The sequence below is a fragment of the Bradyrhizobium sp. SUTN9-2 genome (assembly GCF_003122645.1).
GTDB lineage: Bacteria > Pseudomonadota > Alphaproteobacteria > Rhizobiales > Xanthobacteraceae > Bradyrhizobium > Bradyrhizobium yuanmingense.
In genome coordinates this window covers 7899458-7920361 of the sequence record NZ_LAXE01000001.1, presented here as the reverse complement: position 1 = coordinate 7920361, position 20904 = coordinate 7899458, and the positions used below count along the sequence as shown (strand labels likewise).

General features: G+C 63.0%; 19 protein-coding genes. 10 read left to right on the top strand and 9 right to left on the bottom strand.

Annotated features, from left to right (window positions below; genetic code table 11):
• Positions 1-27 precede the first annotated feature (27 nt).
• The gene (locus XF30_RS36790) at positions 28-903 is read right to left on the bottom strand and encodes an AraC family transcriptional regulator (protein WP_146207777.1); all 876 of its coding nucleotides are present in this window, start codon (positions 901-903) and stop codon (positions 28-30) included.
• A 194-nt stretch (positions 904-1097) separates the two neighbouring features.
• Here XF30_RS36790 and XF30_RS36785 point away from each other — a divergent pair, with 194 nt between their 5' ends.
• Entirely contained in the window at positions 1098-2216 is a 1119-nt protein-coding gene (locus XF30_RS36785) for an aldo/keto reductase (RefSeq protein ID WP_204524536.1), read from the top strand.
• Between the two features lie 72 nt (positions 2217-2288).
• Positions 2289-2990, top strand: coding sequence for a formylglycine-generating enzyme family protein (locus XF30_RS36780; RefSeq protein ID WP_036014475.1), 702 nt, complete (start codon positions 2289-2291; stop codon positions 2988-2990).
• Between the two features lie 100 nt (positions 2991-3090).
• Here the strand turns inward: XF30_RS36780 and XF30_RS36775 are convergent, their stop codons facing one another.
• Positions 3091-4137 carry a lysozyme family protein gene (locus XF30_RS36775; protein ID WP_109145431.1) on the bottom strand — a complete coding sequence of 349 codons (1047 nt, stop codon included), beginning with the start codon at positions 4135-4137 and terminating at the stop codon, positions 3091-3093.
• A gap of 696 nt (positions 4138-4833) precedes the next feature.
• Between XF30_RS36775 and XF30_RS36770 the strand changes: the two genes are divergently transcribed.
• From XF30_RS36770 to XF30_RS36760, 3 genes are all read left to right on the top strand, one after another.
• Positions 4834-5661 carry a universal stress protein gene (locus XF30_RS36770; protein WP_109145430.1) on the top strand — a complete coding sequence of 276 codons (828 nt, stop codon included), beginning with the start codon at positions 4834-4836 and terminating at the stop codon, positions 5659-5661.
• A gap of 179 nt (positions 5662-5840) precedes the next feature.
• Entirely contained in the window at positions 5841-5990 is a 150-nt protein-coding gene (locus XF30_RS38360; protein ID WP_158284448.1) for a hypothetical protein, read from the top strand.
• A 50-nt stretch (positions 5991-6040) separates the two neighbouring features.
• Positions 6041-8758 (top strand): cation-transporting P-type ATPase, encoded by a 2718-nt coding sequence (locus XF30_RS36760; RefSeq protein ID WP_502696154.1) that lies wholly within the window; start codon positions 6041-6043, stop codon positions 8756-8758.
• 176 nt (positions 8759-8934) lie between these two features.
• Here the strand turns inward: XF30_RS36760 and XF30_RS37945 are convergent, their stop codons facing one another.
• The 4 genes from XF30_RS37945 to nhaA all read right to left on the bottom strand — a co-directional run bounded on the left by XF30_RS37945 (position 8935) and on the right by nhaA (position 11265).
• A complete protein-coding gene (locus XF30_RS37945) occupies positions 8935-9294 on the bottom strand; it encodes a glycosyltransferase (protein WP_146207776.1) in 360 nt (119 codons plus the stop codon).
• Between the two features lie 36 nt (positions 9295-9330).
• A complete protein-coding gene (locus tag XF30_RS36755; RefSeq protein ID WP_146207775.1) occupies positions 9331-9525 on the bottom strand; it encodes a hypothetical protein in 195 nt (64 codons plus the stop codon).
• A gap of 157 nt (positions 9526-9682) precedes the next feature.
• Entirely contained in the window at positions 9683-9916 is a 234-nt protein-coding gene (locus tag XF30_RS36750; protein ID WP_109145994.1) for a hypothetical protein, read from the bottom strand.
• An 8-nt stretch (positions 9917-9924) separates the two neighbouring features.
• Positions 9925-11265, bottom strand: a complete 1341-nt coding sequence (gene nhaA, locus XF30_RS36745) for a Na+/H+ antiporter NhaA (protein ID WP_109145426.1) — start codon at positions 11263-11265, stop codon at positions 9925-9927.
• A 459-nt stretch (positions 11266-11724) separates the two neighbouring features.
• Between nhaA and XF30_RS36740 the strand changes: the two genes are divergently transcribed.
• Entirely contained in the window at positions 11725-12000 is a 276-nt protein-coding gene (locus XF30_RS36740) for a type II toxin-antitoxin system Phd/YefM family antitoxin (RefSeq protein ID WP_109145425.1), read from the top strand.
• Between the two features lie 272 nt (positions 12001-12272).
• Here XF30_RS36740 and XF30_RS36735 read toward each other — a convergent pair whose 3' ends face one another.
• The 3 genes from XF30_RS36735 to XF30_RS36725 form a co-directional block, all read right to left on the bottom strand.
• Positions 12273-14294, bottom strand: coding sequence for a YgiQ family radical SAM protein (locus XF30_RS36735; RefSeq protein WP_109145424.1), 2022 nt, complete (start codon positions 14292-14294; stop codon positions 12273-12275).
• 84 nt (positions 14295-14378) lie between these two features.
• Entirely contained in the window at positions 14379-15791 is a 1413-nt protein-coding gene (locus XF30_RS36730; RefSeq protein ID WP_109145423.1) for an amidase, read from the bottom strand.
• Positions 15792-15793: 2 nt separating this feature from the next.
• Positions 15794-16828 carry a LacI family DNA-binding transcriptional regulator gene (locus tag XF30_RS36725; protein ID WP_158284447.1) on the bottom strand — a complete coding sequence of 345 codons (1035 nt, stop codon included), beginning with the start codon at positions 16826-16828 and terminating at the stop codon, positions 15794-15796.
• A gap of 202 nt (positions 16829-17030) precedes the next feature.
• Here XF30_RS36725 and XF30_RS36720 point away from each other — a divergent pair, with 202 nt between their 5' ends.
• The 4 genes from XF30_RS36720 to XF30_RS36705 are packed head-to-tail and all read left to right on the top strand — an operon-like array spanning position 17031 to position 20891.
• Positions 17031-17972 carry an ABC transporter permease gene (locus XF30_RS36720; protein WP_036014490.1) on the top strand — a complete coding sequence of 314 codons (942 nt, stop codon included), beginning with the start codon at positions 17031-17033 and terminating at the stop codon, positions 17970-17972.
• Positions 17972-18880: an ABC transporter permease gene (locus XF30_RS36715; RefSeq protein ID WP_225172119.1), complete on the top strand. Its 909-nt coding sequence runs from the start codon at positions 17972-17974 to the stop codon at positions 18878-18880. Before XF30_RS36720 ends, XF30_RS36715 begins: the two co-directional genes overlap by 1 nt.
• Positions 18877-19866 carry an ABC transporter ATP-binding protein gene (locus XF30_RS36710; RefSeq protein ID WP_109145421.1) on the top strand — a complete coding sequence of 330 codons (990 nt, stop codon included), beginning with the start codon at positions 18877-18879 and terminating at the stop codon, positions 19864-19866. Before XF30_RS36715 ends, XF30_RS36710 begins: the two co-directional genes overlap by 4 nt.
• The gene (locus XF30_RS36705; protein ID WP_109145992.1) at positions 19863-20891 is read left to right on the top strand and encodes an ABC transporter ATP-binding protein; all 1029 of its coding nucleotides are present in this window, start codon (positions 19863-19865) and stop codon (positions 20889-20891) included. The genes XF30_RS36710 and XF30_RS36705 overlap by 4 nt, the downstream gene beginning before the upstream one ends.
• Positions 20892-20904: the final 13 nt, after the last annotated feature.

Sequence of the window (20904 nt, the reverse complement as noted above, 5' to 3'; positions counted from 1 at the left end):
CAGGGCGTCAGGAGTTACTTTCCCCCGTCAAAGATGGAATGAGCGTCGATATTGGGATGGGCTCTGGCCGGTCAATGACCGGAAGACGCGGGCAAAATGCGCGGGACTGATAAAACCGACGCGTAGCGCCATCTGCGCGACCGAAAGCTTGCTGCTCGCCAGCAGTTGTTTTGCCATTGCGACTCGCCGCGCATGGACGAATGCCAGCGGCGTCTGCCCCGTCGCTGCCCTGAATGCGCGATGGAAATGGCCTTCCGAGAGCTGCGCAAGATCAGCGAGATCGGCAATCCGAATTGTCGCGCTTAGATGTGCGTCGATGAATTCGGTGACGCGCCGTAGCCTCCACGCCGGCAGCTTGATCGATGTATCCTTCGCTCTTGCACCACCGTATCGGCGTGCAAGGTATACAACGAGAGCAAGGCTCATCGTGTCGCAATAGATCGCGTCGAGACCTCCCTCCAGCGCGTCAACTCGTTCGAACTCCGCGAGCATGTTCCAGACGAAGCTGTCTTCCGAGCCCGACAGGGGGCCGAGTCCTTCGATCGATGCGCCGGCGATTGCTGAAATCCTGGCGGGGTCGAGGGCGATCGCTGCCCATCGCCAACCCACATTGTGAAGCCGAAGCCGTCGTTCGCAGCCAGCCGGGAGAAATGAAACGGTCGACGGCAGATCGGGGCCGTCATAGCGATGCCCGCCATCGGCCAAGATTTCATGTCGCTCGGCGCCGCCGGACAGGGTCGCCATGATGAGATGATTTGGCGACAGGATGCGTCCTTCGACGATGGAGGTCATCGGCCGATACGCCGTTTCGAATGCGCCGTTCGCCCATTGGGTGCGCCGCCAGCCATCCGGCCGCGAGCTCAACCGATCGATTGTCGACGCATTCTCAAGGACACGTTGCATCGCGACTTCCTGCGCAGCGACGTTGCCTGAATACACATACAAGCTTGGAACCGCAATTCCTTGCAGGCCGGAAAGGGAGCATCGTCGCGTCAGGATCGGAGTGATCTGGTCAGAATCCCGCGCGACAAAGCGAGAGGACGATCTTTTCTATTGGCAGGCGACAAGTGCCGCAGGCGAAATCACGGAGATTTGCGATGGACAAGACACCACAGGATTGGCCGACGGCGACCGATCGCCGCCAGTTTCTCGGCGCCGCCACCGCGATGGGCGCCATCGCGGCGACAGCTGTTCACGCAACTGCGGTTGGCGTTTCGAGCGCCAGTGCGCAAGCGCCAGCCGGCACTGCATCGCGGGCGCCTGCGGCGGGGCCGGTACTCACCCGAACGATCGGCCGCACCAACGAAAGTCTGCCCGCGCTCGGACTGGGAACGTTTCTGACTTTTGACCTGCTGCCCGGCAGCAATCGCGACGCGCTGCGAGAGGTCACCAGGAAATATATAGATGCCGGCGTCCGGGTGATCGATACATCGCCGCTCTACGGTACCGGCGAGGTCAGCGTCGGTGGATTTCTCGGCGCCATGGGCGTGACGGACCACATGTTCATCAGCAACAAGATCTGGTCGACCGGCGACTACCTGGCCGACGAAAGCCACGCCTTGGCCAGCATGGAGCAGTCGAAGCTTCGGCTGTGGCGCGACAAGATCGACGTGCTCCACTGCCACAGCCTGGTCAATGTCGACGCGATCGTGCCACTGCTGCGCGTATGGAAGAGAGAGGGCAGGATTCGCTATGTCGGCGCCTCGGTCCACGAGAATGACTATCACAACATTCTCGTAGGCTTGATCGACAAGGATCTGGTGGACATCATCCAGGTCAACTATTCGATCTTCAATCGTCACGCCGAGGAGCGCGTCCTTCGCGCGGCGAGCGACAAGGGCGTCGGCGTGCTCACAAATATGCCGCTCGAAAAAGGCCGCTTGCACAAGATCGTCGAGGGCCGGCCGCTGCCCGATTTTGCCCGCGATATCGCTGCGGAGAATTGGTCGCAGTTCTTCATCAAATGGGTCATGGGCCATCCGGCGGTGACGACCGTTCTTGCCGCGACATCGAACCCGGATCACGCGGCCGAGAATGTCGGCGCGCTGCGCGGTCCTCAGCCGGATCAATCCATGCGGCAGCGGATGGCACGGCATATGGAAAGCATTCCCGGCTTCGCCAATCTCGCGTCGATGCAATGGTATCCTGACAAGCAGAGCATGTACCAGGGCGTCATCCGCCGTTCGCAGGCGGCATTGCGTCAGCGCATGAGTTGATCGATGAATGGCAGGCGCGCAGGGTCGACGCCTGCCCTTCTCACCTGGAAGCAATACAGGAGAAGTTCATACATGAAATGGCGCTCGATTGCTTTGCGATGTGGCTTGATGGCCGTTACCGGCGTTGCATTCGCCGATCCTGCCCAACGCGAGAATCTGGGCAAGTTTGCCATCGACCGGACCGAGGTCACGATCGGCCAGTTTCGCAATTTCGCGGCTGACAAAGCTCTGAAGACCGCGGCCGAACAGGAGGGAGGCGGACACGAATTCGCGGACGGCTGGATCCGTCGCCGCGGCTGGACATGGGCGACACCTTTCGGAGAACCGGGCAGCGACGATGAGCCGGCGGTGCATGTGTCGTGGAACGAAGCTCGTGACTACTGCTTAGCCGTGGGCGGACGCTTGCCGACCCTGGAAGAATGGGAAAGAGCCGCCTATACCGAAACGCGTGCGAATCCTACCGACGATTTCGTAAATGGACGCACCTATCCTTATCCTGTCGGCGATAGACCTGACGGCATGAACACATCCGATAGAGATCGCTGGCCGCGGCATGCAGCCGTGGGTACCACCAAGCGGGGTGTCAACGGTCTGTACGATATGGGTGGCAATGTCTGGGAATGGCTCGCGGATCGGCGGGGCGATGAGGCACTGACGGCCGGCGGATCGTGGTGGTATGGTGCGGACAAGACAAAAGCGTCAGCCGTACAGTGGAAATCGGCCGACTTTCACGCGGTCTATATCGGGTTTCGTTGCGTTTACACGGCCCAATAACCCGTTCAGGTGAGGGCCCAACACACCCTGGGTAAAGGCCGACGGCCGGCGAGTTGCGCTAAAGACAAAGCAAGCATGCGCGGCGCTGCCGACGACCGACTTATTGGTTTGCCGCCGCCGCAGCAGTCGCCACATACTTCGTGTAGAATTCGGCGACCCGGCCGCGCCACATGCCGACGAACGCTTCTGACGTCACGTTGTCGACCGATTTCCAGGTGCGCTTGAAGGCCGGAAGTGCATTGCCCCAAATCGCGCGTTTGCACCACCGCTCACCCTTCTCCTTGCCTTCGCTGGTGGCGCACATCGATTTCCACGCGGCGCGAGCGGGCCGGCTGATGTGCTCGGCGGCGCCTTCCCAGCCCTGCTGATGAATCAGGTAGAGATCGCTCATGTCCGGCTTACGGTGGGTGATCCACTCGAACAGGACGCCCTCGGTAATGATCTTGTAGGCGGCGGCGACGGCGTTATCCCGCGGACTGCGAATCTGCCCGAAGCCGAACTTCCCGAACTCATAATAGCTCAGCTGAAACAGCCCGATATAGGACCCGGTGCGTTGATTGGGGTTGAAACCGGATTCGATCTTGGCAACCGCCATCATGAAATTGAAATCGAGACCAAACGCGTCGGCAGCGCGCTTGATTTCTTCGGTCGGCGTTCCCAGCGGAATATCCCTGAACGCACGCAAGACGATCTCCGCCGGTTTCTCGGCGGGCGGCAGTTCGGACCAGACGTAGTAGGCCAGATGACGGAAATCCTGCGTCGACGCCGGCTCCGGAGCACCGTTGGACGCATCGCGTTCCGGCGGCAGCGATTGGACGACATCCTGTCCCAACGAGGCCAACTTTGGCGCGACGGGTTCATCGACAATCTCGGCTTCCGTGCGCAGCGGCCCGGAAGCTGTTGACGTCACCGCGCCCGGCTCTGCTCGTTCCGCCCGAAGCGCCGCCGCAAGTCTGGCGGCTGCGTCTGCGTACGCCGCAGGCGTCACTATGTTCACAGGGGCCGCTGTGCTTGCTGCAGCCGGTATGCTCGCTGCCGCTTCCGACATGAGATCCGGCAACGTCGGGGCCGGTCTGTTAGCGGCGGCCAGAAAGAGTCCCACGGATGCGAGAACAGCCACGATGCAGCTGGTCTGCCAGGCCTTCATTGCCCGAAGTCACCGGATGGCTTCTGTACGAAGGCTGTTGGCATGGTCCTGCGGCCCGTGGGTGAGCACTCTTCGTACAATCTTAAGGTTTAAATGTGGTGAACGAGAGCAGGCTTTCTGCCTCGCACCCAATGAGTCCCCCCTTTGAGTCACAAGCGTTTCCTGGCGGAGGACGCTCGTGGGGGCGGCCAGGGGCGCATATGCTGCAAATGGGATCCGATCTTAGCGGCTTCCGCTCTACACGAGGCAACCGACGCGCCGACAGCCACCGGGATCTTCGGCTACGGGCCAGAAGTGGGCCGCGGACAGGAGGGGTACGTTGGGATCACACTAGCCACACCTCCTATTTCTCGCCGTACCGGCTACCCCACGATCCTGCATCCGAGCGACATCAGGTCGGAATGTCCGGGGTCGGGACAGATGCACCTTGTACCAGAGAAGCCAATCGGCGGCGCCTTCCACTCGCGGCACATAAGCGAGCGTTCAGCGGCCCGAGCGCGAGGTTTAGATTTTGAGATTAAAGGAACACCCACCGGAATATCTGGGTCGCACTGTTACTTGGCTATGCTGGCGGTTCGCAACCGACTTTGAAATGTGAATGCTCGTTGATCTGCATCATGAAACTTGCCTTGATGTTCCTATAGACTACCTACCGGTTCACAAGCAGAGTTGCGGCCCAAATCACCGGAGGGATCAATGCGCATTCTCCTTCTTCTCGGCGAGACGGAGTCCTCGCTTAGCGCCCGGGAGTTTGCATTCGATCTCGCCCGTCCTGGCGGACTACCTGTTTCCGGCCTCTCTGGTATCGATCTGTCTTCCCTCACTGTTCCAATGATTGGCGGGATTGGCGCGTCGGCATATCAAGCCAAGCTCGAGGAGATGCGGGGGCGGCAAGCGCGCGAGAATAACGCGCGGCTACACGCGTCATATGCTGAAGCATGTGATGCGAGGGGCGTCGAGTTCTCCTGGCTCTCTTTCGAAGGTGATCCGGCTGAGGCCTTCCGCGTTGCTTCCGAGACGCGAGATTTGATCGTCACCGGTCACGATACGACCTTTTCGGTCGACCGGGCTGCCTCGTTGCCGGAATTGCTGTCTAACCTTCTGTTGCTCTCGCCACGGCCAGTCGTCGTCTGCGGCGACGAGTATCGCCGTCCGCGCGACGTGTTGGTGGCATATGATGGCAGTCTGCCCGCCATGCGCGCCTTGCAAATGTACGCACTTCTGGGACTGTGGCGCGAGGCCCGCGTGCACGTGACGTCTATCGCAGCGGAATTGCAGCTTGCTACCCGACGCGCTCATGCTGCGGCCGACTTCTTACGTAGCCATGACGTACACTGTACAGTCGTTCCGATCGAGACAAGGGTGGACCCGTCCGAGGCGATCCGAATTGAAGTCGTTGATCGGGGCATTGGTCTGCTGGTGATGGGCGCATTTGGTCATCGCGGCTGGAGTAATGCCCTGTTTGGCTCGACGACGCGGCGACTGGTCGAGCGGCCGCCTTGTCCCCTGTTCCTCTTCCACTAGAACCGGCGTCCGTGCCCGTGCAGGTGCGCGCCTTACACACCGAACAGATACACGGCAAATTGGGCGATGATAACCCAACCGACCGTGCCGCGGACCCGTGTCTCGGGCTTGTACAGCACCGCTATGATGAATATTCCCGTCATCACGACGGCCGCGGAAGCCCAGGCGGGCAGGAATGCATGTCTCGCCTCATCGCGGTGATCGCGTCGAGCCGTCTCTATACGCGCCGGGGCGCGACGCACCGCTTCAAGCTTGAGCAAATCGAGGAGGCTTACGACGTATGCGCCAACCAGCGCGAGCACGTCCTCGAAGTGGCGATCTCGCCCTGACAACGTAGCGGATAGCAAGCTCAACCGAAACACAATTCCAGGTCTCACAATTGAGCACGAACGAGCGCGAAGCACACTACCACGCAATGTCCGTGGAAGCGGTCCTCGCCGCTGTCGAGGCCCATGCGAGCGGGCTTTCTGCTCCCGAGGCGGCGCGGCGCCTAAGCCGGTACGGAGCCAACCGGCTTCCGGAACCGCCTCGACGCAGTGCGATCCTGCGTTTCCTCTCCCACTTCCACAACTTCCTGATTTATGTGCTGCTGGGCGCGGCGGCGATCACTGCCGCTCTCGGGCATCTCGTCGACTCGAGCGTCATCCTGGCGGTGGTGATTGCCAATGCGATTATCGGCTTCATTCAGGAAGGGCGCGCGGAACAGGCGATGGATGCCATCCGCCAGATGCTGGCTCCGAAATGCTCCGTGATGCGCGATGGCGAACGGCACAGCATCGATAGCGCCTCGGTCGTTCCGGGCGATATCGTGCTGCTGGAGGCAGGTGAGAGAGTTCCTGCCGACCTGCGGCTGGTAGAGGCGACCGGCCTCCGGATCGAGGAGGCAATCCTCACCGGCGAATCCGTACCGACAGACAAAGAAACGAAGCCTGTGGCAAGCGGAGCGATGATCGGCGACCGATCGTGCATGGCCTTCAGCGGGACGCTCGTTGCCGGCGGCGCCGGTCGCGGCGTGGCCGTGGCCACCGGAGCGTCAACCGAAATTGGCCGCATAAGCGGCATGCTTTCCCAAGTCGAGACATTGACCACGCCACTGGTTCGACAGATGGACGGGTTCGCGCGATGGTTGACAATCCTGATCCTGCTGATCGGCGGCGTGCTGCTCGTCTACGGCTATTTCGTAGGACACCTGCCCTTCGCCGAGTTGTTTATGAGCGTCGTCGGGCTGTCGGTCGCTGCAATTCCGGAGGGGCTACCAGCCGTACTGACCATCACGCTGGCCGTAGGTGTCCAGGCGATGGCTCGCCGCAACGCCATCGTTCGCCGCCTGCCGGCAATCGAGACGCTTGGGTCTGTTTCCGTGATTTGCAGCGACAAGACGGGAACACTCACTCGCAATGAGATGATGGTGACAACCCTGGCCAGCGCCGATCACATCTATTCGGTCGCGGGAGACGGGTATGCGCCCGAAGGCGCTATCCGACTCGCCGATGCGGACGTCGACCCGGTGGAGCATGAGCTGCTGCTCGAATTCGCCCGAACCTGTGCTCTCTGCAATGATGCCGCCTTGCACAGCCGTGACGAAGGGTGGAAGGTCGTGGGCGATCCGATGGAAGGCGCGCTCAAGGCTCTGGCCGGCAAGATTACGCGCCAGGGCGCTGCGGCCTTCGCCAATTGGACGCGAACCGACACCATCCCCTTCGACGCCAAGCATCGGTACATGGCCGTCCTCCATCACGATCATGAAGGGCATGCCTGGATCCACGTCAAGGGCGCTCCGGAACGGATCCTTGCCATGTGTTCCGTTCAGCGGACATCAGATGGGAGCACTCACGCGATCGACGCGGACTACTGGCGCAAGCGGATGGACGACATTGCCGCGCAGGGCCAGCGCGTCCTGGCTCTTGCCGCACGTTCAACGGCGCCGGATCACGTTGTCCTGAACACTGCCGATCTCGACGGCCATATGGTGCTTGTCGGACTGATCGGCCTGATCGATCCACCTCGTCCGGAAGCCATCGCCGCCGTTGCGGAGTGCCATGGCGCGGGAATCGGCGTCAAGATGATCACTGGCGATCATGCCGGCACCGCAGCAGCAATCGCGCGCCAGGTCGGCCTTCAGCACCCCGGCAAGGTGCTTACCGGTGCCGATCTCGAGGCAATGAGTGATGCCGAACTCGCGGCCGTCGTCGTCGATACCGACGTCTACGCGAGAACCAGCCCAGAGCACAAGCTGCGACTGGTGACCGCGCTTCAATCGCACGGACTGACGGTTGCCATGACCGGGGATGGAGTGAATGACGCGCCCGCACTCAAGCGCGCCGACGCTGGTATCGCCATGGGGCAGAAAGGCAGCGAAGCCGCCAAGGAAGCTTCCGATCTTGTCCTTGCCGACGACAATTTCGCATCCATCGCCGTCGCGATCCGCGAAGGGCGCACGGTCTATGACAACATCAAGAAGGTCATCAGTTGGACGCTGCCCACCAATGCGGGGGAGGCGACAACAATCATCACCGCGCTGTTTCTCGGCATGGCGCTGCCCGTCACAGCGGTGCAGATCCTGTGGGTCAATCTGATCACCGGGATCACTCTCGGCATTGCGCTGGCATTCGAGCCGACCGAAGAAGACACGATGAAGCGGGCGCCGCGGTCACGGAAGGAGCCATTGCTGACTGGCGCGCTGATCTGGCACATCATTCTCGTCTCCGCACTGTTCCTTGCGGCAGTCTTCGGCATGTACACCTATGCAATCGACAAAGGACATGCGCCAGACCTCGCCCGGACCATCGCCCTGAACACGCTCGTGGTACTGGAGATCTTCCATCTCTTCTTCATCCGCAACATCTACGGCACGTCATTGACCTTGAAAGCGGTGCGGGGAACGCGCGTCGTGTGGATTTGCGTGATCGCAATCACCCTGGCTCAATTCGCTGTCACTTATCTTCCACCGCTCCAGCAGGTGTTCGGCACGCAACCGGTACCCTTCTTCGATGGGATGCTCATCGTGGCGGTCGGCGTAGTATTCTTCGCGGTGATCGAGGCAGAGAAGCAGCTAAGAATTGTCTTCCAGAGGACCGAGCAAGCCCCTTATTCATGACGGGCGGCTTTTCACGTCTTGAATTGGCCAAGGTCCTGCACTGCGGTGGCGAGCACGCAGATGATCGGGAGGTGGTGATCCCAATTTTGCGCAAGCACCCCCTCGGACCGCGATGGTCATGATGACGCCCGAGAAGGAGGAGCGAGCGGGGCTTGTCGGCGTTTGCAATCCGACCCTCAACTCAGAAGGTGTCGTCTTCTCAGAAAGCCAATCGCGCTGGCCACGCCGTCTTCGATACGGATCGCTTCGCCAAGCTTGTTCGCTCGTTGTTGCATCGACGGATTTCCGGTGGCCTCTGCGATCGCGGCGGCCAGGCAGTCGGCTGAAAGGTTCCTCGCATCTATCGGCGTTGGTCCGACGCCCAAATCATCGATCCTCCTTCCCCAGAACGGTTGGTCGCCAAAAAAGGGGACATATGACATTCGGCTTGCCGGCGCGAAGCGCTCCGGTTTCGGAAGACCGAGCCGGTGTTTCCGGTTTGGTAGATCGAACCGTGTGACGGCCCGCCAGGCACCATGACCAGAAATCTCCGACAAGCTGGCGCTATCCTCGATGTTTGGGTCGTAGGTTTCCTACTTATTTAGCAAGCTCGAAATCAAGGCTACAGATCCGAGCGCAATAAATATTAGAACAATGGGCGGATACAGGACCAACGATGCTTCAAAGCGCAAGAACCAAGGATGCTCGCCCGCCTTGTTCGGCCGACCGATAATGATGAGGACCGCCGCAATAGCGAACATCGTGATGCCCATCCAGAGACTATTCATGATCAAATCTTCCTCCTGAATGAGGATGGCTGAGCTGGGGGTCTGAGACCCCACGCTGAAGCGAGCATTCGCGAACGGCGCAGTAGTTGTTCGGAATCAACAGGACCTCGGGCGTAAATTGCCGACGGACCACCGGCAAACAACGATAAGCAGACAGTTAGATCTCCCCGTTCCGGGTCGAAACAAGCCGAATGGCGGCACGCCCTTCGACGTTGGAGCGAACATATTCTTGCGCGGCCGAGATGAGATTTTCCACGGCGGTTTTGTTGTACAAAGGATGCTTCGGATTCAGATGCAAACCAGTTTCGACGATCATCACCTGGGTGGTCCCCGGTGATAGAACCTCAACGGCGAATGATACGAACGATACGTGTTGAGCTTTGAAGGCCATTGATCTGCTCACCGCCATCGCGCGTAGATGGCGCCCCAGCCGAGGCCGAGCGTGGCGGCAACAAGCGAGCCGAGGAGTACGCCCAGTTTCGCTGCCCTCAGTAGTGCTTCATCGGAGAAGGCCAGCATTGAAATGAAAATGGACATCGTGAAACCGATGCCAGCCAGCAGGCCGACCAGACAGACGCCGCCCCAAGAAACACCGGGAGCAAGGCGACACCAGCTCAGTCGTACCGCAACCCAGCTCGCGCCGACGACTCCAAGCGGTTTGCCGGCGACCAGGGCAATTGATGTACCCATCATCACCAATTGCCCCCCAAAAGTGAGATCAGCGCCGGTGATGCCGACTCCGGCGTTCGCCAGCGCAAAGACCGGCATGACGCCATAAGCCACCCACGGATGTAGTGCCATCTGCACTCGGGAAACCGGCGGCAAAATTTCGCGGTGAGCGACGCGAAGATCTCGCAGCGGTCGCTCTAACCGGTGCGGATCTTTCGCGTTCACTGCATCGCTGCTTCGCAACTGCTTTAGTACTCGCGACAGCACCTCCAGCGGTGGTTCACGCATCGGTATCGCGTGCGCGGGAGTCATCAGTCCGAGGACAACGCCTGCGAGGGTTGGATGGATTCCTGCCACCATGAAGCCAATCCATACCAAAGAGCCAGGCAGCACGTACAAAGGTGCAGAACCGATCCCAATCCGCTGTAATCCTAAAACCCCGAGAACGCCGATCGACGCGATGGCGAATCCACCAAGCTGAAGACCAGTCGAGTAGAACAAGGCGATGATCATCACTGCGATGATGTCGTCGATGATCGCGAGAGCCAGCAGCAAGACACGCACATTGACTGGGATTTTGCGCCCAAGCAGGGCAAGTACTCCGACAGCGAAAGCGATATCGGTTGCCGTTGGCACGGCCCAGCCTCGCCCGCCCGCCGGGTCGTGGTTGAGGCTCAGATAGATCAGCGCCGGGACGATGACGCCACCGGCTGCGGCGATCAGTGGCAGAATGGCTTGGTCGAATCGACTGAGGGCGCCTTCATGGATTTCGCGTTTGATCTCCATTCCCACAACGAGGAAGAAGATGGTCATCAGAACGTCGTTGACCCAGAAATGCAGCGACCGTGAAAAGACGTAGTCCCCAAAGCCGATTGAGAGCTGAAGGTTCCAGAAATCGTGATAGCTGTGATCGTATCGAGAATTGGCCCAAAACAGCGCCGCTGCGGCGGCTACGAGAAGCGCAACGCCGCTGACAGCCTCAACATGCAAAAACCGATGGAGAGTGCTGAAGGCCTGTTCTGCCAGCCGCTGGGCTTTGGGCACATCGTCGAACGTTGGTCTATTATGCATGGGCGCACTCAATCCGCGTGGCGGCCCGACCATCGCTCGACCTGTCGCTGCTCAATGCAACGAGCACCCATGTGTCGTTATACAGAGCGATCGTGGCGATTCAACCTCGAAACAAGGGCCGGCGACAGGTCTGGAGTCCGCTATGGACCAAAACGCACGAGCTAAGGCTTCCTAGATCTGGTCGCGCTCTGAAGCGATGAGCGGACCTCTGTCAGACCCCACGCGCCCCGGTTGCGGTTGGCCCTCGATCACCAGTCCGCTAAACTAGGCGTCTGCGCTCGTCTGCGTGCCTTCCGTTGCGGTTGGCCCTCAATCACCAGTCCGCAGCCGGATCAAGAAGCTGCGAGGGGTGCGTCGACCTCAATACAGGCTGCGTGTGGACGACATTCGGGTGTTCTACGACGTTTCCGGCACGATGGTCGAGATTCTGGCGGTCGTTGCCAAATCGGAGGCTGAGTCATGGCTCGCACAGTTCGGAAATCCGGAGTGAAAGAGGTCCCGCTCTCGGAGGTCAAGGATGATCTGTCCCGTTATCTCCGTGAAGCCGAGACGCAGGAGATCGTCATCACGCGTCACGCTAAGCCGGCCGGCGTGCTGACCGGATTCGAGTCGGAGGACGACTGGTTCGAATATCGCCTGGAGCACGATCCCCGCTTTCTGCAGCGGGTCGAACAGGCGCGGAGCAGCCTGCGCGCCGGACGTGGTGTGAAGCTCGAGGATATCGACACGGACTAGCTGACGCTGCTCGCTGACCTCACCCCAGGTTCCGCGATGATGGCATCATACGCCTGTTTTGCCCGACGATCAAGCAAAATTTCGTAAAAACGGAAATCGATCATTTTCCGGGGCAGATCATGCCTCGATTTGCGGTCGGCGGTCTCGCCAATCGCATCGCGCACGTAAGCCGTTGATTTTGCTAAGCCCGCCTACTGTGCATGGGGTTGTTTTCGAGCTTTTGTTTTGGAGGGCGCGAAAGCGCCACCCAAGCTCGCCCGATCCGCCTCTAGCTACTTCATCACCCGCAGGCCCTTGGTCGTGAACCGCTGCGTCTTGCCGCCGGGCCGCATTGGCCGCTTGGTGCCGGCGGCCTTGCCGGTGCCGGGCGGCTGATGTGCTGGGACGAGCTGGTGCGGCTGCGAGCCGATCAGGTCGCGGCGGCCCATCTCGATCAAGGCCTCGCGCAGCAGCGGCCAATTGTCGGGGTCGTGGTAGCGCAGGAATGCCTTGTGCAGGCGCCGCTGGCGCAGGCCCTTGATCGCCTCGACCTTGTCGCTGCCGCCGTGGCGCACGCCGCGCAAGGGGTTGACGCCCGTGTGGTACATCGCGGTCGCGGTCGCCATCGGCGAGGGCAGGAAGGTCTGCACCTGGTCGGCGCGGTAGCGGTTCTTCTTCAGCCACAGCGCGAGGTTCATCATGTCCTCGTCGGTCGTGCCCGGATGCGCCGCGATGAAGTAGGGGATCAGGTAATATTTCCTGCCGGCGCGTTCGGCCGCCTCGTCGAACATGCGCTTGAACTTGTTGTAGGCGCCGATGCCCGGCTTCATCATCTTGTCGAGCGGGCCGCGCTCGGTATGTTCAGGCGCGATCTTCAGGTAGCCGCCGACGTGATGGGTGACGAGCTCCTTGATGTATTCGGGGCTCTCGACGGCGAGGTCGTAGCGCACGCCGGAGGCGACCATCACCTTCTTGATGCCTTTGGTCTCGCGCACCTTGCGATAAAGCCGGATCAGATCGTCATGCGAGGTGTTGAGGTTCGGGCAGATCTCGGGGAAGACGCAGGAAGGACGGCGGCACGCCGCCTCGACCTTCGGGTCCTTGCACGCCATCCGGTACATGTTGGCGGTGGGGCCGCCGATGTCGGAGATGACGCCGGTGAAGCCGGGCGTCTTGTCGCGGATGCGCTCGATCTCGCGCAGGATCGAGCCTTCCGAGCGGTTCTGGATGATGCGGCCCTCATGCTCGGTGATCGAGCAGAAGGTGCAGCCGCCGAAGCAGCCGCGCATGATCGTCACCGAGAACTTGATCATCTCCCAGGCGGGGATGCGGGCATCGCCATAGGACGGGTGCGGCGCGCGCGCGTAAGGCAGATCGTAGACCGCGTCCATCTCTTCCGTCGTGAGCGGGATCGGCGGCGGATTGAGCCAGAGGTCGCGGTCGCCATGGCGCTGCACCAGCGGCCGCGCATTGCCGGGATTGCTCTCCCGGTGCAGCACGCGCGAGGCGCGCGCATAGGCTTCCTTGTCCTGCTCGACCTGCTCCAGCGCCGGCAGGCGGATCACGGTTGAGCCCTTCTGGCGCGATGCGCCCTCGTCGGCGGACTCGAGATCGTCGGCGTGCAGCTCGGTGTAATCGTCCGGCACTTTTCGGAACAGCGCCACGCCCCTGATGTCGTCGAACTCGCGCGGCGCTTCGCCAGCCGCGAGCCGGTGCGCCACTTCGACCACGGCACGCTCGGCGTTGCCGTAGAGCAGCAAGTCCGCCTTGGCGTCCGCCAGCACCGAGCGGCGCACCTTGTCGGACCAGTAATCGTAATGTGCGATCCGGCGCAGCGAGGCCTCGATGCCGCCGAGCACGATCGGGGTGTCCTTGAACGCCTCGCGGCAGCGCTGGGCGTAGACGATGGTGCAGCGGTCCGGCCGCTTGCCGCCTTCGCCGCCCGCCGTATAGGCGTCGTCGCTGCGGATGCGCCGGTCGGCGGTGTAGCGGTTCACCATGGAATCCATGTTGCCGCCGGTGACGCCGAAGAACACTCTTGGCTTGCCGAGCGCCTTGAACGGCTCCGCCGAATGCCAGTCCGGCTGCGCGATGATGCCGACCCGAAAACCCTGCGCCTCCAGCAGGCGGCCGATGATCGCCATGCCGAAGCTCGGATGGTCGACATAGGCATCCCCGGTCACCAGCACGATGTCGCAGGCGTCCCAGCCGAGCGCGTTCATCTCGGCGCGGCTCATGGGGAGGAACGGCGCCGGCTTGCGCGGGCGGGCCTGGGCCATCAGCGGCTTTTCGGCGGCAATCATCTGGGTGTCCATGGCGCCTACGCATAGGGCTCCGAGGCCATGAATTCAACCGACGGGCGCGTGAAAGATCAGGTTCCGCGGGACATCGCCTTTCCCTCAGGATGGCGAGGAAAACGCCTGCTCGATCCGCGCCGCGAAGGAGATCAGGCGCTCCTCGCTGTGCGGTGGGCCGACGACCTGCAAGGAGACCGGCATGCCGGCCCCATCGCGGCCGGCGGGCACCGCCAGCGCAGGGCAGCCGAGGATCGACCAGACATAGGTGATCATGATCCAGTCGATGTAGATCTTCGATGCGGTCCCCTCGATCTCGGCCGGCCACATGATCTCGACCGGAAAGGGCGCGACCTGCACGGTCGGGCAGATCAGGATGTCGAACTCCCTGAAGAAGGTCTGCATGCGCCGATAGATCGCCGCCCGCTGCTCCATCGCGGCCGCGATGTCTCTCGCGGACAGGCTTTCGCCATGGGCGATGTCGCCGGCGACCTCAGGCGTGAAGCGTTCGCGCGATTGCGGCCAAAGCCTGCCCCAGGTGGCGAGATAGGCGAGACCACGCAGCGCGCGGATCACGCGCGGCAGCCCGGCGAGATCAGGGGCGGTCTCGCTCATCCTGCAGCCGGCGGGTTGAAGCCGGTCGATCGCGCCGCGGAAGGCGGAACGGATGTCGTGATCGACCGGCAGCAGGCCGAGATCCTCGGACACCGCTATGCGCCCCGCCCATCCGGGTCGTGCGGCGGCGTTGCGGAACGATGCGGGATGCTCGCGCGACAACAGATCGGGCGGATGGAAGCCGGCCATCGCATCCAGCATCAAGGCAAGATCGGGAATCGTCCGCGCCATCGGTCCCTCGACGAAAACGGTGTCGAACGGATCGGAGAGCGGCTTTCTCGGCACGAGGCCCGGTGTGGGCCTCAGCCCCGCAACACCGCAAAATGCGGCCGGCGTGCGCAGGCTGCCGCCGACATCGTTGCCATGGGCGAGATAGACCTGATGCGCGGCCAGCGCCGCTGCCGATCCGCCGGAGGAGCCGCCCGCGGTCAGCGCAGGAAAGAACGGATTGCGCGTCGCGCCGAACAGCGCGTTGGTGGTGTTGGCGCCGCCGAGCTCCGACAGATTGCTCTTGCCCACGACGATGGCGCCATTGCGCTGGAGACGATCGATCGCGGGATTCGATATCTCGGGGGCGCCGCGGGCCGTCAGCGCGCTGCCGCCGCTGGTCGGCACGCCTGCGACATCGGTGTTGTCCTTGACCGCGAGCGGAAGCCCGCAGAGCAGGGGCCAGTCCTCACCGGCCGCCTTTTTCTCCATAAGCCGCCGTGCTTCACCCCGTGCGGCCTCGAAGCAGCGAACCGGAATCGCGTTGATTCCCGCATCCGTCGCTTCGATCCTGTCGATCGCGGCATCGACCACGTCGAGCGGCGACAGATGGCCTTTGCGAATCTCGGCAATGGCGTCGACGGCGGACAGCGCAAGAATGCCGGTGGAAGGCGCAAGGCCGGGCGCATCACTCATCTCTATGTCCGGATCGCGGCGGTGGACCCGCGCACCACCAGCGCCGGCTGAAGCTGGATCGATCTCGCCTCTCCCTCGACGCCGGAACGTCCCTCCGAAACTCGCGACAGCAGGGTCGAGACCGTGGTTTGGGCAATCGCCTCGGATGGCTGCGTCACGATGGTCATGCCCGGCCGCACCAAGCCGGCCCACGGAGGCTCGTCAACCGCGATGACGGAGAGGTCGTCGGGAATGGTGAGCCAGCTCTCGGCAATGGCACGAAGCAGTCCGAGCGAAAGATGATTGTTGGTGGCGAAGATCGCGGTCGGTCGCTGCGCATGCCGCAGGAGCCGCATTGCGGCGGCATGGCCGGCGGCCTCGGAGAAATTGTCCTTCTCGATCAGCCGTTCGTCGAGGGTGGTGCCGCGCGAGGCCAGGCCGCTTCGGAGGCCATCGAGGCGGTGGCGCGCGATCTGATGCTCGGGCGATCCCATGATCACGGCGATGCGGCGATGGCCGAGATCGTCGAGATGTTCGGCCGCGAGCCGTCCCAGCGCAACGTTGTCGGTCGTGACCGAATCGAGGTCGAGCCCCTCGATGCGTCGGTCCACCAGAATGCCCGGCATCGGCAAGTCCGCCAGCGCGGCCTGGCGTCCGCTCCAGCCGCGCCGGGTCGGGATGACGATGACGCCGTCGGCGCGCTGCGACAGCAGCATGGCAAGATGCCGCTCCTCGCGCCCGGGGTCTTCGGCACTGTTGCAGAGAATGACGGAATAGCCCGCGGCGCTCGATAACCGCTCAATGCTCTCGACCAGCTTCAGGAAATAGGGATTGGCGAGATCCGCCACGAGCAGCCCGAGGATGCGCGTGGCGCCGCTGCGCAGGCTGCGGGCGCTGGCATGCGGTGCATAGCCGAGCTTGCGTGCTGCCGCATTGACGCGCGCCTGGAGGAGCTCGCTGACCTTGCCCGACCGGTTGAGCGTCTTCGACACGGTGGCCACGGAGACACCGGCGAGCCGGGCGACCTCGTGGATAGTGGGCAATGGCCCTGCCGGCATCAACCATTCTCCTGTTAAACGTTTTTGTATTGGTTGGATTGACTGGAGGCAAGCCAAAAGAGCATGAGAAGTATGCAATACCGTTGCGATAGACCAGCTTCCGTGCTTCATTAGAAAAACGTTTAACTAAGACCAGGGAGGCAATGGTGCGTGGGCTGGATGGCGTCCGGCGATCGCCGGTCTGCATTTGCAGGCGCTCGGCATGACCGGCTATGTGGTCGGTCGGCTGTTCGCGGCCATCCCCGTGCTGCTCGCCGTCGCGGTATTCGTCTTTCTGCTGCTCAGCCTCGTGCCGGGTGATCCCGCCGTGCTGATCGCCGGTGACTTCGCCTCGCCGCCACAGGTGGAGGCGGTGCGCCAGGCGCTCGGACTCAATCTGCCGCTGCTGCCGCGTTTCCTCGCATGGGCCGGCCGCATCCTGAGCGGCGATTTCGGCCTGTCGCTGTTCAGCCGCATCCCGGTCTCGCAGCTCGTCGCCCAGCGGATCGAGCCGACGCTGCTTCTCTCTCTCATGACGATCACGATCGCGGTCGTCGTCGCCGTGCCGCTCGGCCTCGTCGCCGCCTATCGTCCGAGGGGGCTCGTCGCGCGCCTGACCATGGCGGGGGCGGTGCTCGGCTTCTCATTGCCGGTCTTCGTCGTCGCTTTCGCGCTTGTCTATACGCTCGCACTCGGCCTGCACTGGTTTCCGGTGCAGGGCTATAAGCCGCTGTCGCAGGGCGTGCTGGCCTGCCTGCATTCGCTCGTGCTGCCCGCGATCTCGCTGAGCTTCCTCTATATCGCCTTGATCGCGAGGGTGACGCGCGCTGCGGTGCTGGAGGTGCTGCGCGAAGATTATGTCCGCACCGCCCATGCCAAGGGGCTCGCGGCCCGCAAAATCATCGTACGGCACGTGCTCAGCAATGCCGCAGTCCCGATCATCACGGTCGTCGGCATCGGATTTGCCGCGCTGCTTGGCGGCGTCGTCGTTACCGAGACGGTGTTTTCCATTCCCGGCCTCGGCCGGCTGACCGCAGACTCCATTCTCCGGCGCGACTATCCGGTGGTGCAAGCCCTGATCCTGCTGTTCGCCTTCGTCTATGTCGTCGTCAATCTCGTGGTCGACATTCTCTACGCCGTCGTCGATCCGCGGATCCGGTACTGATGCAGGACGAGCCGATGGCGATGACCCACGCAGCTGAAGGGCTCGATGCGCCGGACATCGGTGTCAACCGGTTTGCGCAGATCGCGAGCCTGCCGGTTCGCCAGCCCATACTGGCTCTGAGTTGCGTTCTGCTGCTTGCCTTTGGCGTGACGGCCGTCGTGAGCCCGTGGATCACCGCGGATCCCGCTGCGCTGGACCCGCTGAACCGGCTTCAGCCGCCGTCGCCGGCGGAGCCCTTCGGCACCGATCAAGTCGGACGTTCCGTGTTTGCCCGCGCGCTGGTGGGAACGCGGGTTTCGCTGTCGGTCGGCATTGCCGTTGCGGCTCTCACCACGCTGATCGGCGTGTGCATCGGTGTCATCGCCGGATATTTCCGCAGCGTCGACAAGATCGTAATGCGCGCGATGGATGCGGTGATGGCGATCCCCGCGATCCTGCTCGCGATCGCACTCGTGGCGCTGATTGGCGCTTCGCCCATCGTGATCGTCACGGCGATCAGCCTCCCGGAAATTCCCCGCATGGCGCGCGTGGTGCGCGCCAGCGTTCTCAGCTTGCGCGAACGCGTCTATGTCGAGGCCGCCATCACTTGTGGCGGGCGTACCGTGACCATCCTGCATCGTCACATCCTGCCCGGCGCTGCCGGGCCGATCATGGTGCAGTCGACCTACGTCTTTGCCTCCGCGATGATCCTGGAATCGATCCTGTCGTTTCTCGGTGCAGGCACGCCGCCCGACGTGCCGAGCTGGGGCAACATGATGTCGGAGGGACGGCAGTTCCTGCAGATCGCGCCGTGGATTCTCGGCTTCCCAGCCTTGATGCTGGCGATGACGGTGCTCGCCGCCAACCTGCTCGGCGATGCGCTTCGCGACCTGCTCGATCCGAGCTTTGCGGGAGGCGAGATGCGATGAACGCGCCGCTGCTCTCCGTCGAGAACCTCTCCATCACGCTCAACACGCGGGGCGCCCCGGTGCCGCTCGTCCGCAACGTCTCGTTTGCAATCGACCCGGGTGAAACGCTGTGCCTCGTCGGCGAGAGCGGCTGTGGCAAGAGCCTGACCGCGCTCTCCATCATCGGCCTGCTCGACCAAAGCGTCATGCAGGTCGCTTCCGGCCGCATCCTCTTCGAGGGGCGCGATCTCGTCACGCTCGGCGCCGAGGAACTGCGCAAGCTCCGGGGCGACCGTCTCGCCATGGTGTTTCAGGAGCCGATGACGTCGCTCAATCCGCTGCTGCGGGTCGGCGAGCAGATCGCGGAGGTGATCGTCGAGCATCGTGGCGTGTCCGAGGCGGACGCGCGGCGGCAGGCGGTCGGATTGCTCGATCTCGTCCGCATTCCGGATGCGCGGCGACGGGCCTCCGAATTTCCGCACCAGCTTTCCGGTGGCATGCGGCAGCGCGTGATGATCGCGATGGCGCTCGCCCTGCGCCCTGCATTGCTGATCGCCGACGAGCCGACCACCGCGCTCGACGTCACCATCCAGGCCCAGGTCTTGACCCTGATCGACGATCTGCGTCGCGAGTTCGGCACGTCCGTGCTCCTGATCACGCACGATCTCGGGGTGGTCGCGGAAATGGCCGACCGGGTCGTCGTGCTCTACGCCGGCAGCATCGTCGAGCAGGCCGGCGTCAACGGCATCTTCGATGCCGCGGCCCATCCCTATACGCGCGGCCTGCTTGGGGCGATCGACCAGCTCAACAGCGGCACCCGCGATCGTCTCGCCGAGATTCCCGGCAGCGTGCCGAGCCCCGTCTCGCTCGGCATGGGCTGCGCCTTTCGCCAGCGCTGCGGCGCGGCGATGCCGGTGTGTCACTCGGAGCCGCCGTTGTTGTCGGGCGCTGACGAGCACCTGACGGCATGCTGGCTGGGCAAGGCCGGCGCGATGGTGCCGGCATGAGCGCCGTCCTCGAGGTCTCAGGTCTGACCCAGATCTTCACCTCACGGCAGGGGCCGTTCGGATTGTTCGGCCGGCGCGATCTTCGCGCCGTCGACGACGTCAGCTTCGTCGTCGCGCGCGGACGTACCTTCTGCCTCGTTGGTGAAAGCGGCTGCGGCAAGACCACGATCGGCCGCATGGTCGTGCGCCTGTTGCGGCCGACGGCCGGCTCGGTCCACATCAATGGCGAGGACTTCGGCAATCTCTCCGGCGAGACGCTGCGCAGGAAGCGCCAGCAGGTGCAGATGGTGTTCCAGGATCCCTTCGCCTGCCTCAACTCGCGCATGACCGCGGCGGAGATCGTCGAAGAGCCCTTGCAGAATTTCGGCATCGGCGATGCGGTGTCGCGACGGCGGAAGGTCGCGCGTCTGTTCGACCAGGTCGGACTGCCCCAACATTTTCGCGCACGTCTGCCGCATCATCTGTCGGGCGGACAGCGGCAGCGCCTCGGCATCGCGCGGGCGCTCGCGGCGGATCCCGCGCTGATCGTCGCGGACGAGGCGGTCGCGGCGCTGGACGTGTCGATCCGCTCCCAGATCCTGAATCTCCTGAAGGATGTCCAGCGCGAGATCGGGATCTCCTATCTGTTCATCTCGCATGATCTCGCCGTGGTGCGCTATCTCGCGGACGACGTGGCGGTGATGTATCTCGGCGCCATCGTCGAGCAGGGGCCGGCGAAGGCCGTGTTCGCTGCACCGGCGCATCCGTATACGCGGGCGTTGATCGATTCGGTCCCTGCGGTCCACCCGCGCAACCGGCGCCGCCGCGCGGCTCTCGAAGGCGAGGTGCCGAGTGCCGCTTCGCTGCCGTCCGGATGCCGCTTTCGCACGCGCTGTCCGTTCGCGACGGACATTTGCGCGCAAGCGGCGCCGGCGATGACTGAAGTCACGCCCGGCCATGCCGTCGCCTGTCATCACGCAGGATCGCTGCCACGCTTCGACGCGCCGGGTCCGGGCCGGGCCGTAGCCCCCGACGCAGTTGCCTAGAAACAGAAAACGG

Coding starts and splice junctions, on each gene's coding strand:
- XF30_RS36790 (WP_146207777.1), bottom strand. CDS start 903: ATGCAACGTGTCCTTGAGAATGCGTCGACAATCGATCGGTTGAGCTCG.
- XF30_RS36785 (WP_204524536.1), top strand. CDS start 1,098: ATGGACAAGACACCACAGGATTGGCCGACGGCGACCGATCGCCGCCAG.
- XF30_RS36780 (WP_036014475.1), top strand. CDS start 2,289: ATGAAATGGCGCTCGATTGCTTTGCGATGTGGCTTGATGGCCGTTACC.
- XF30_RS36775 (WP_109145431.1), bottom strand. CDS start 4,137: ATGAAGGCCTGGCAGACCAGCTGCATCGTGGCTGTTCTCGCATCCGTG.
- XF30_RS36770 (WP_109145430.1), top strand. CDS start 4,834: ATGCGCATTCTCCTTCTTCTCGGCGAGACGGAGTCCTCGCTTAGCGCC.
- XF30_RS38360 (WP_158284448.1), top strand. CDS start 5,841: ATGTCTCGCCTCATCGCGGTGATCGCGTCGAGCCGTCTCTATACGCGC.
- XF30_RS36755 (WP_146207775.1), bottom strand. CDS start 9,525: ATGAATAGTCTCTGGATGGGCATCACGATGTTCGCTATTGCGGCGGTC.
- XF30_RS36750 (WP_109145994.1), bottom strand. CDS start 9,916: ATGGCCTTCAAAGCTCAACACGTATCGTTCGTATCATTCGCCGTTGAG.
- nhaA (WP_109145426.1), bottom strand. CDS start 11,265: ATGCATAATAGACCAACGTTCGACGATGTGCCCAAAGCCCAGCGGCTG.
- XF30_RS36740 (WP_109145425.1), top strand. CDS start 11,725: ATGGCTCGCACAGTTCGGAAATCCGGAGTGAAAGAGGTCCCGCTCTCG.
- XF30_RS36735 (WP_109145424.1), bottom strand. CDS start 14,294: ATGGACACCCAGATGATTGCCGCCGAAAAGCCGCTGATGGCCCAGGCC.
- XF30_RS36730 (WP_109145423.1), bottom strand. CDS start 15,791: ATGAGTGATGCGCCCGGCCTTGCGCCTTCCACCGGCATTCTTGCGCTG.
- XF30_RS36725 (WP_158284447.1), bottom strand. CDS start 16,828: ATGCCGGCAGGGCCATTGCCCACTATCCACGAGGTCGCCCGGCTCGCC.
- XF30_RS36720 (WP_036014490.1), top strand. CDS start 17,031: ATGACCGGCTATGTGGTCGGTCGGCTGTTCGCGGCCATCCCCGTGCTG.
- XF30_RS36715 (WP_225172119.1), top strand. CDS start 17,972: ATGCAGGACGAGCCGATGGCGATGACCCACGCAGCTGAAGGGCTCGAT.
- XF30_RS36710 (WP_109145421.1), top strand. CDS start 18,877: ATGAACGCGCCGCTGCTCTCCGTCGAGAACCTCTCCATCACGCTCAAC.
- XF30_RS36705 (WP_109145992.1), top strand. CDS start 19,863: ATGAGCGCCGTCCTCGAGGTCTCAGGTCTGACCCAGATCTTCACCTCA.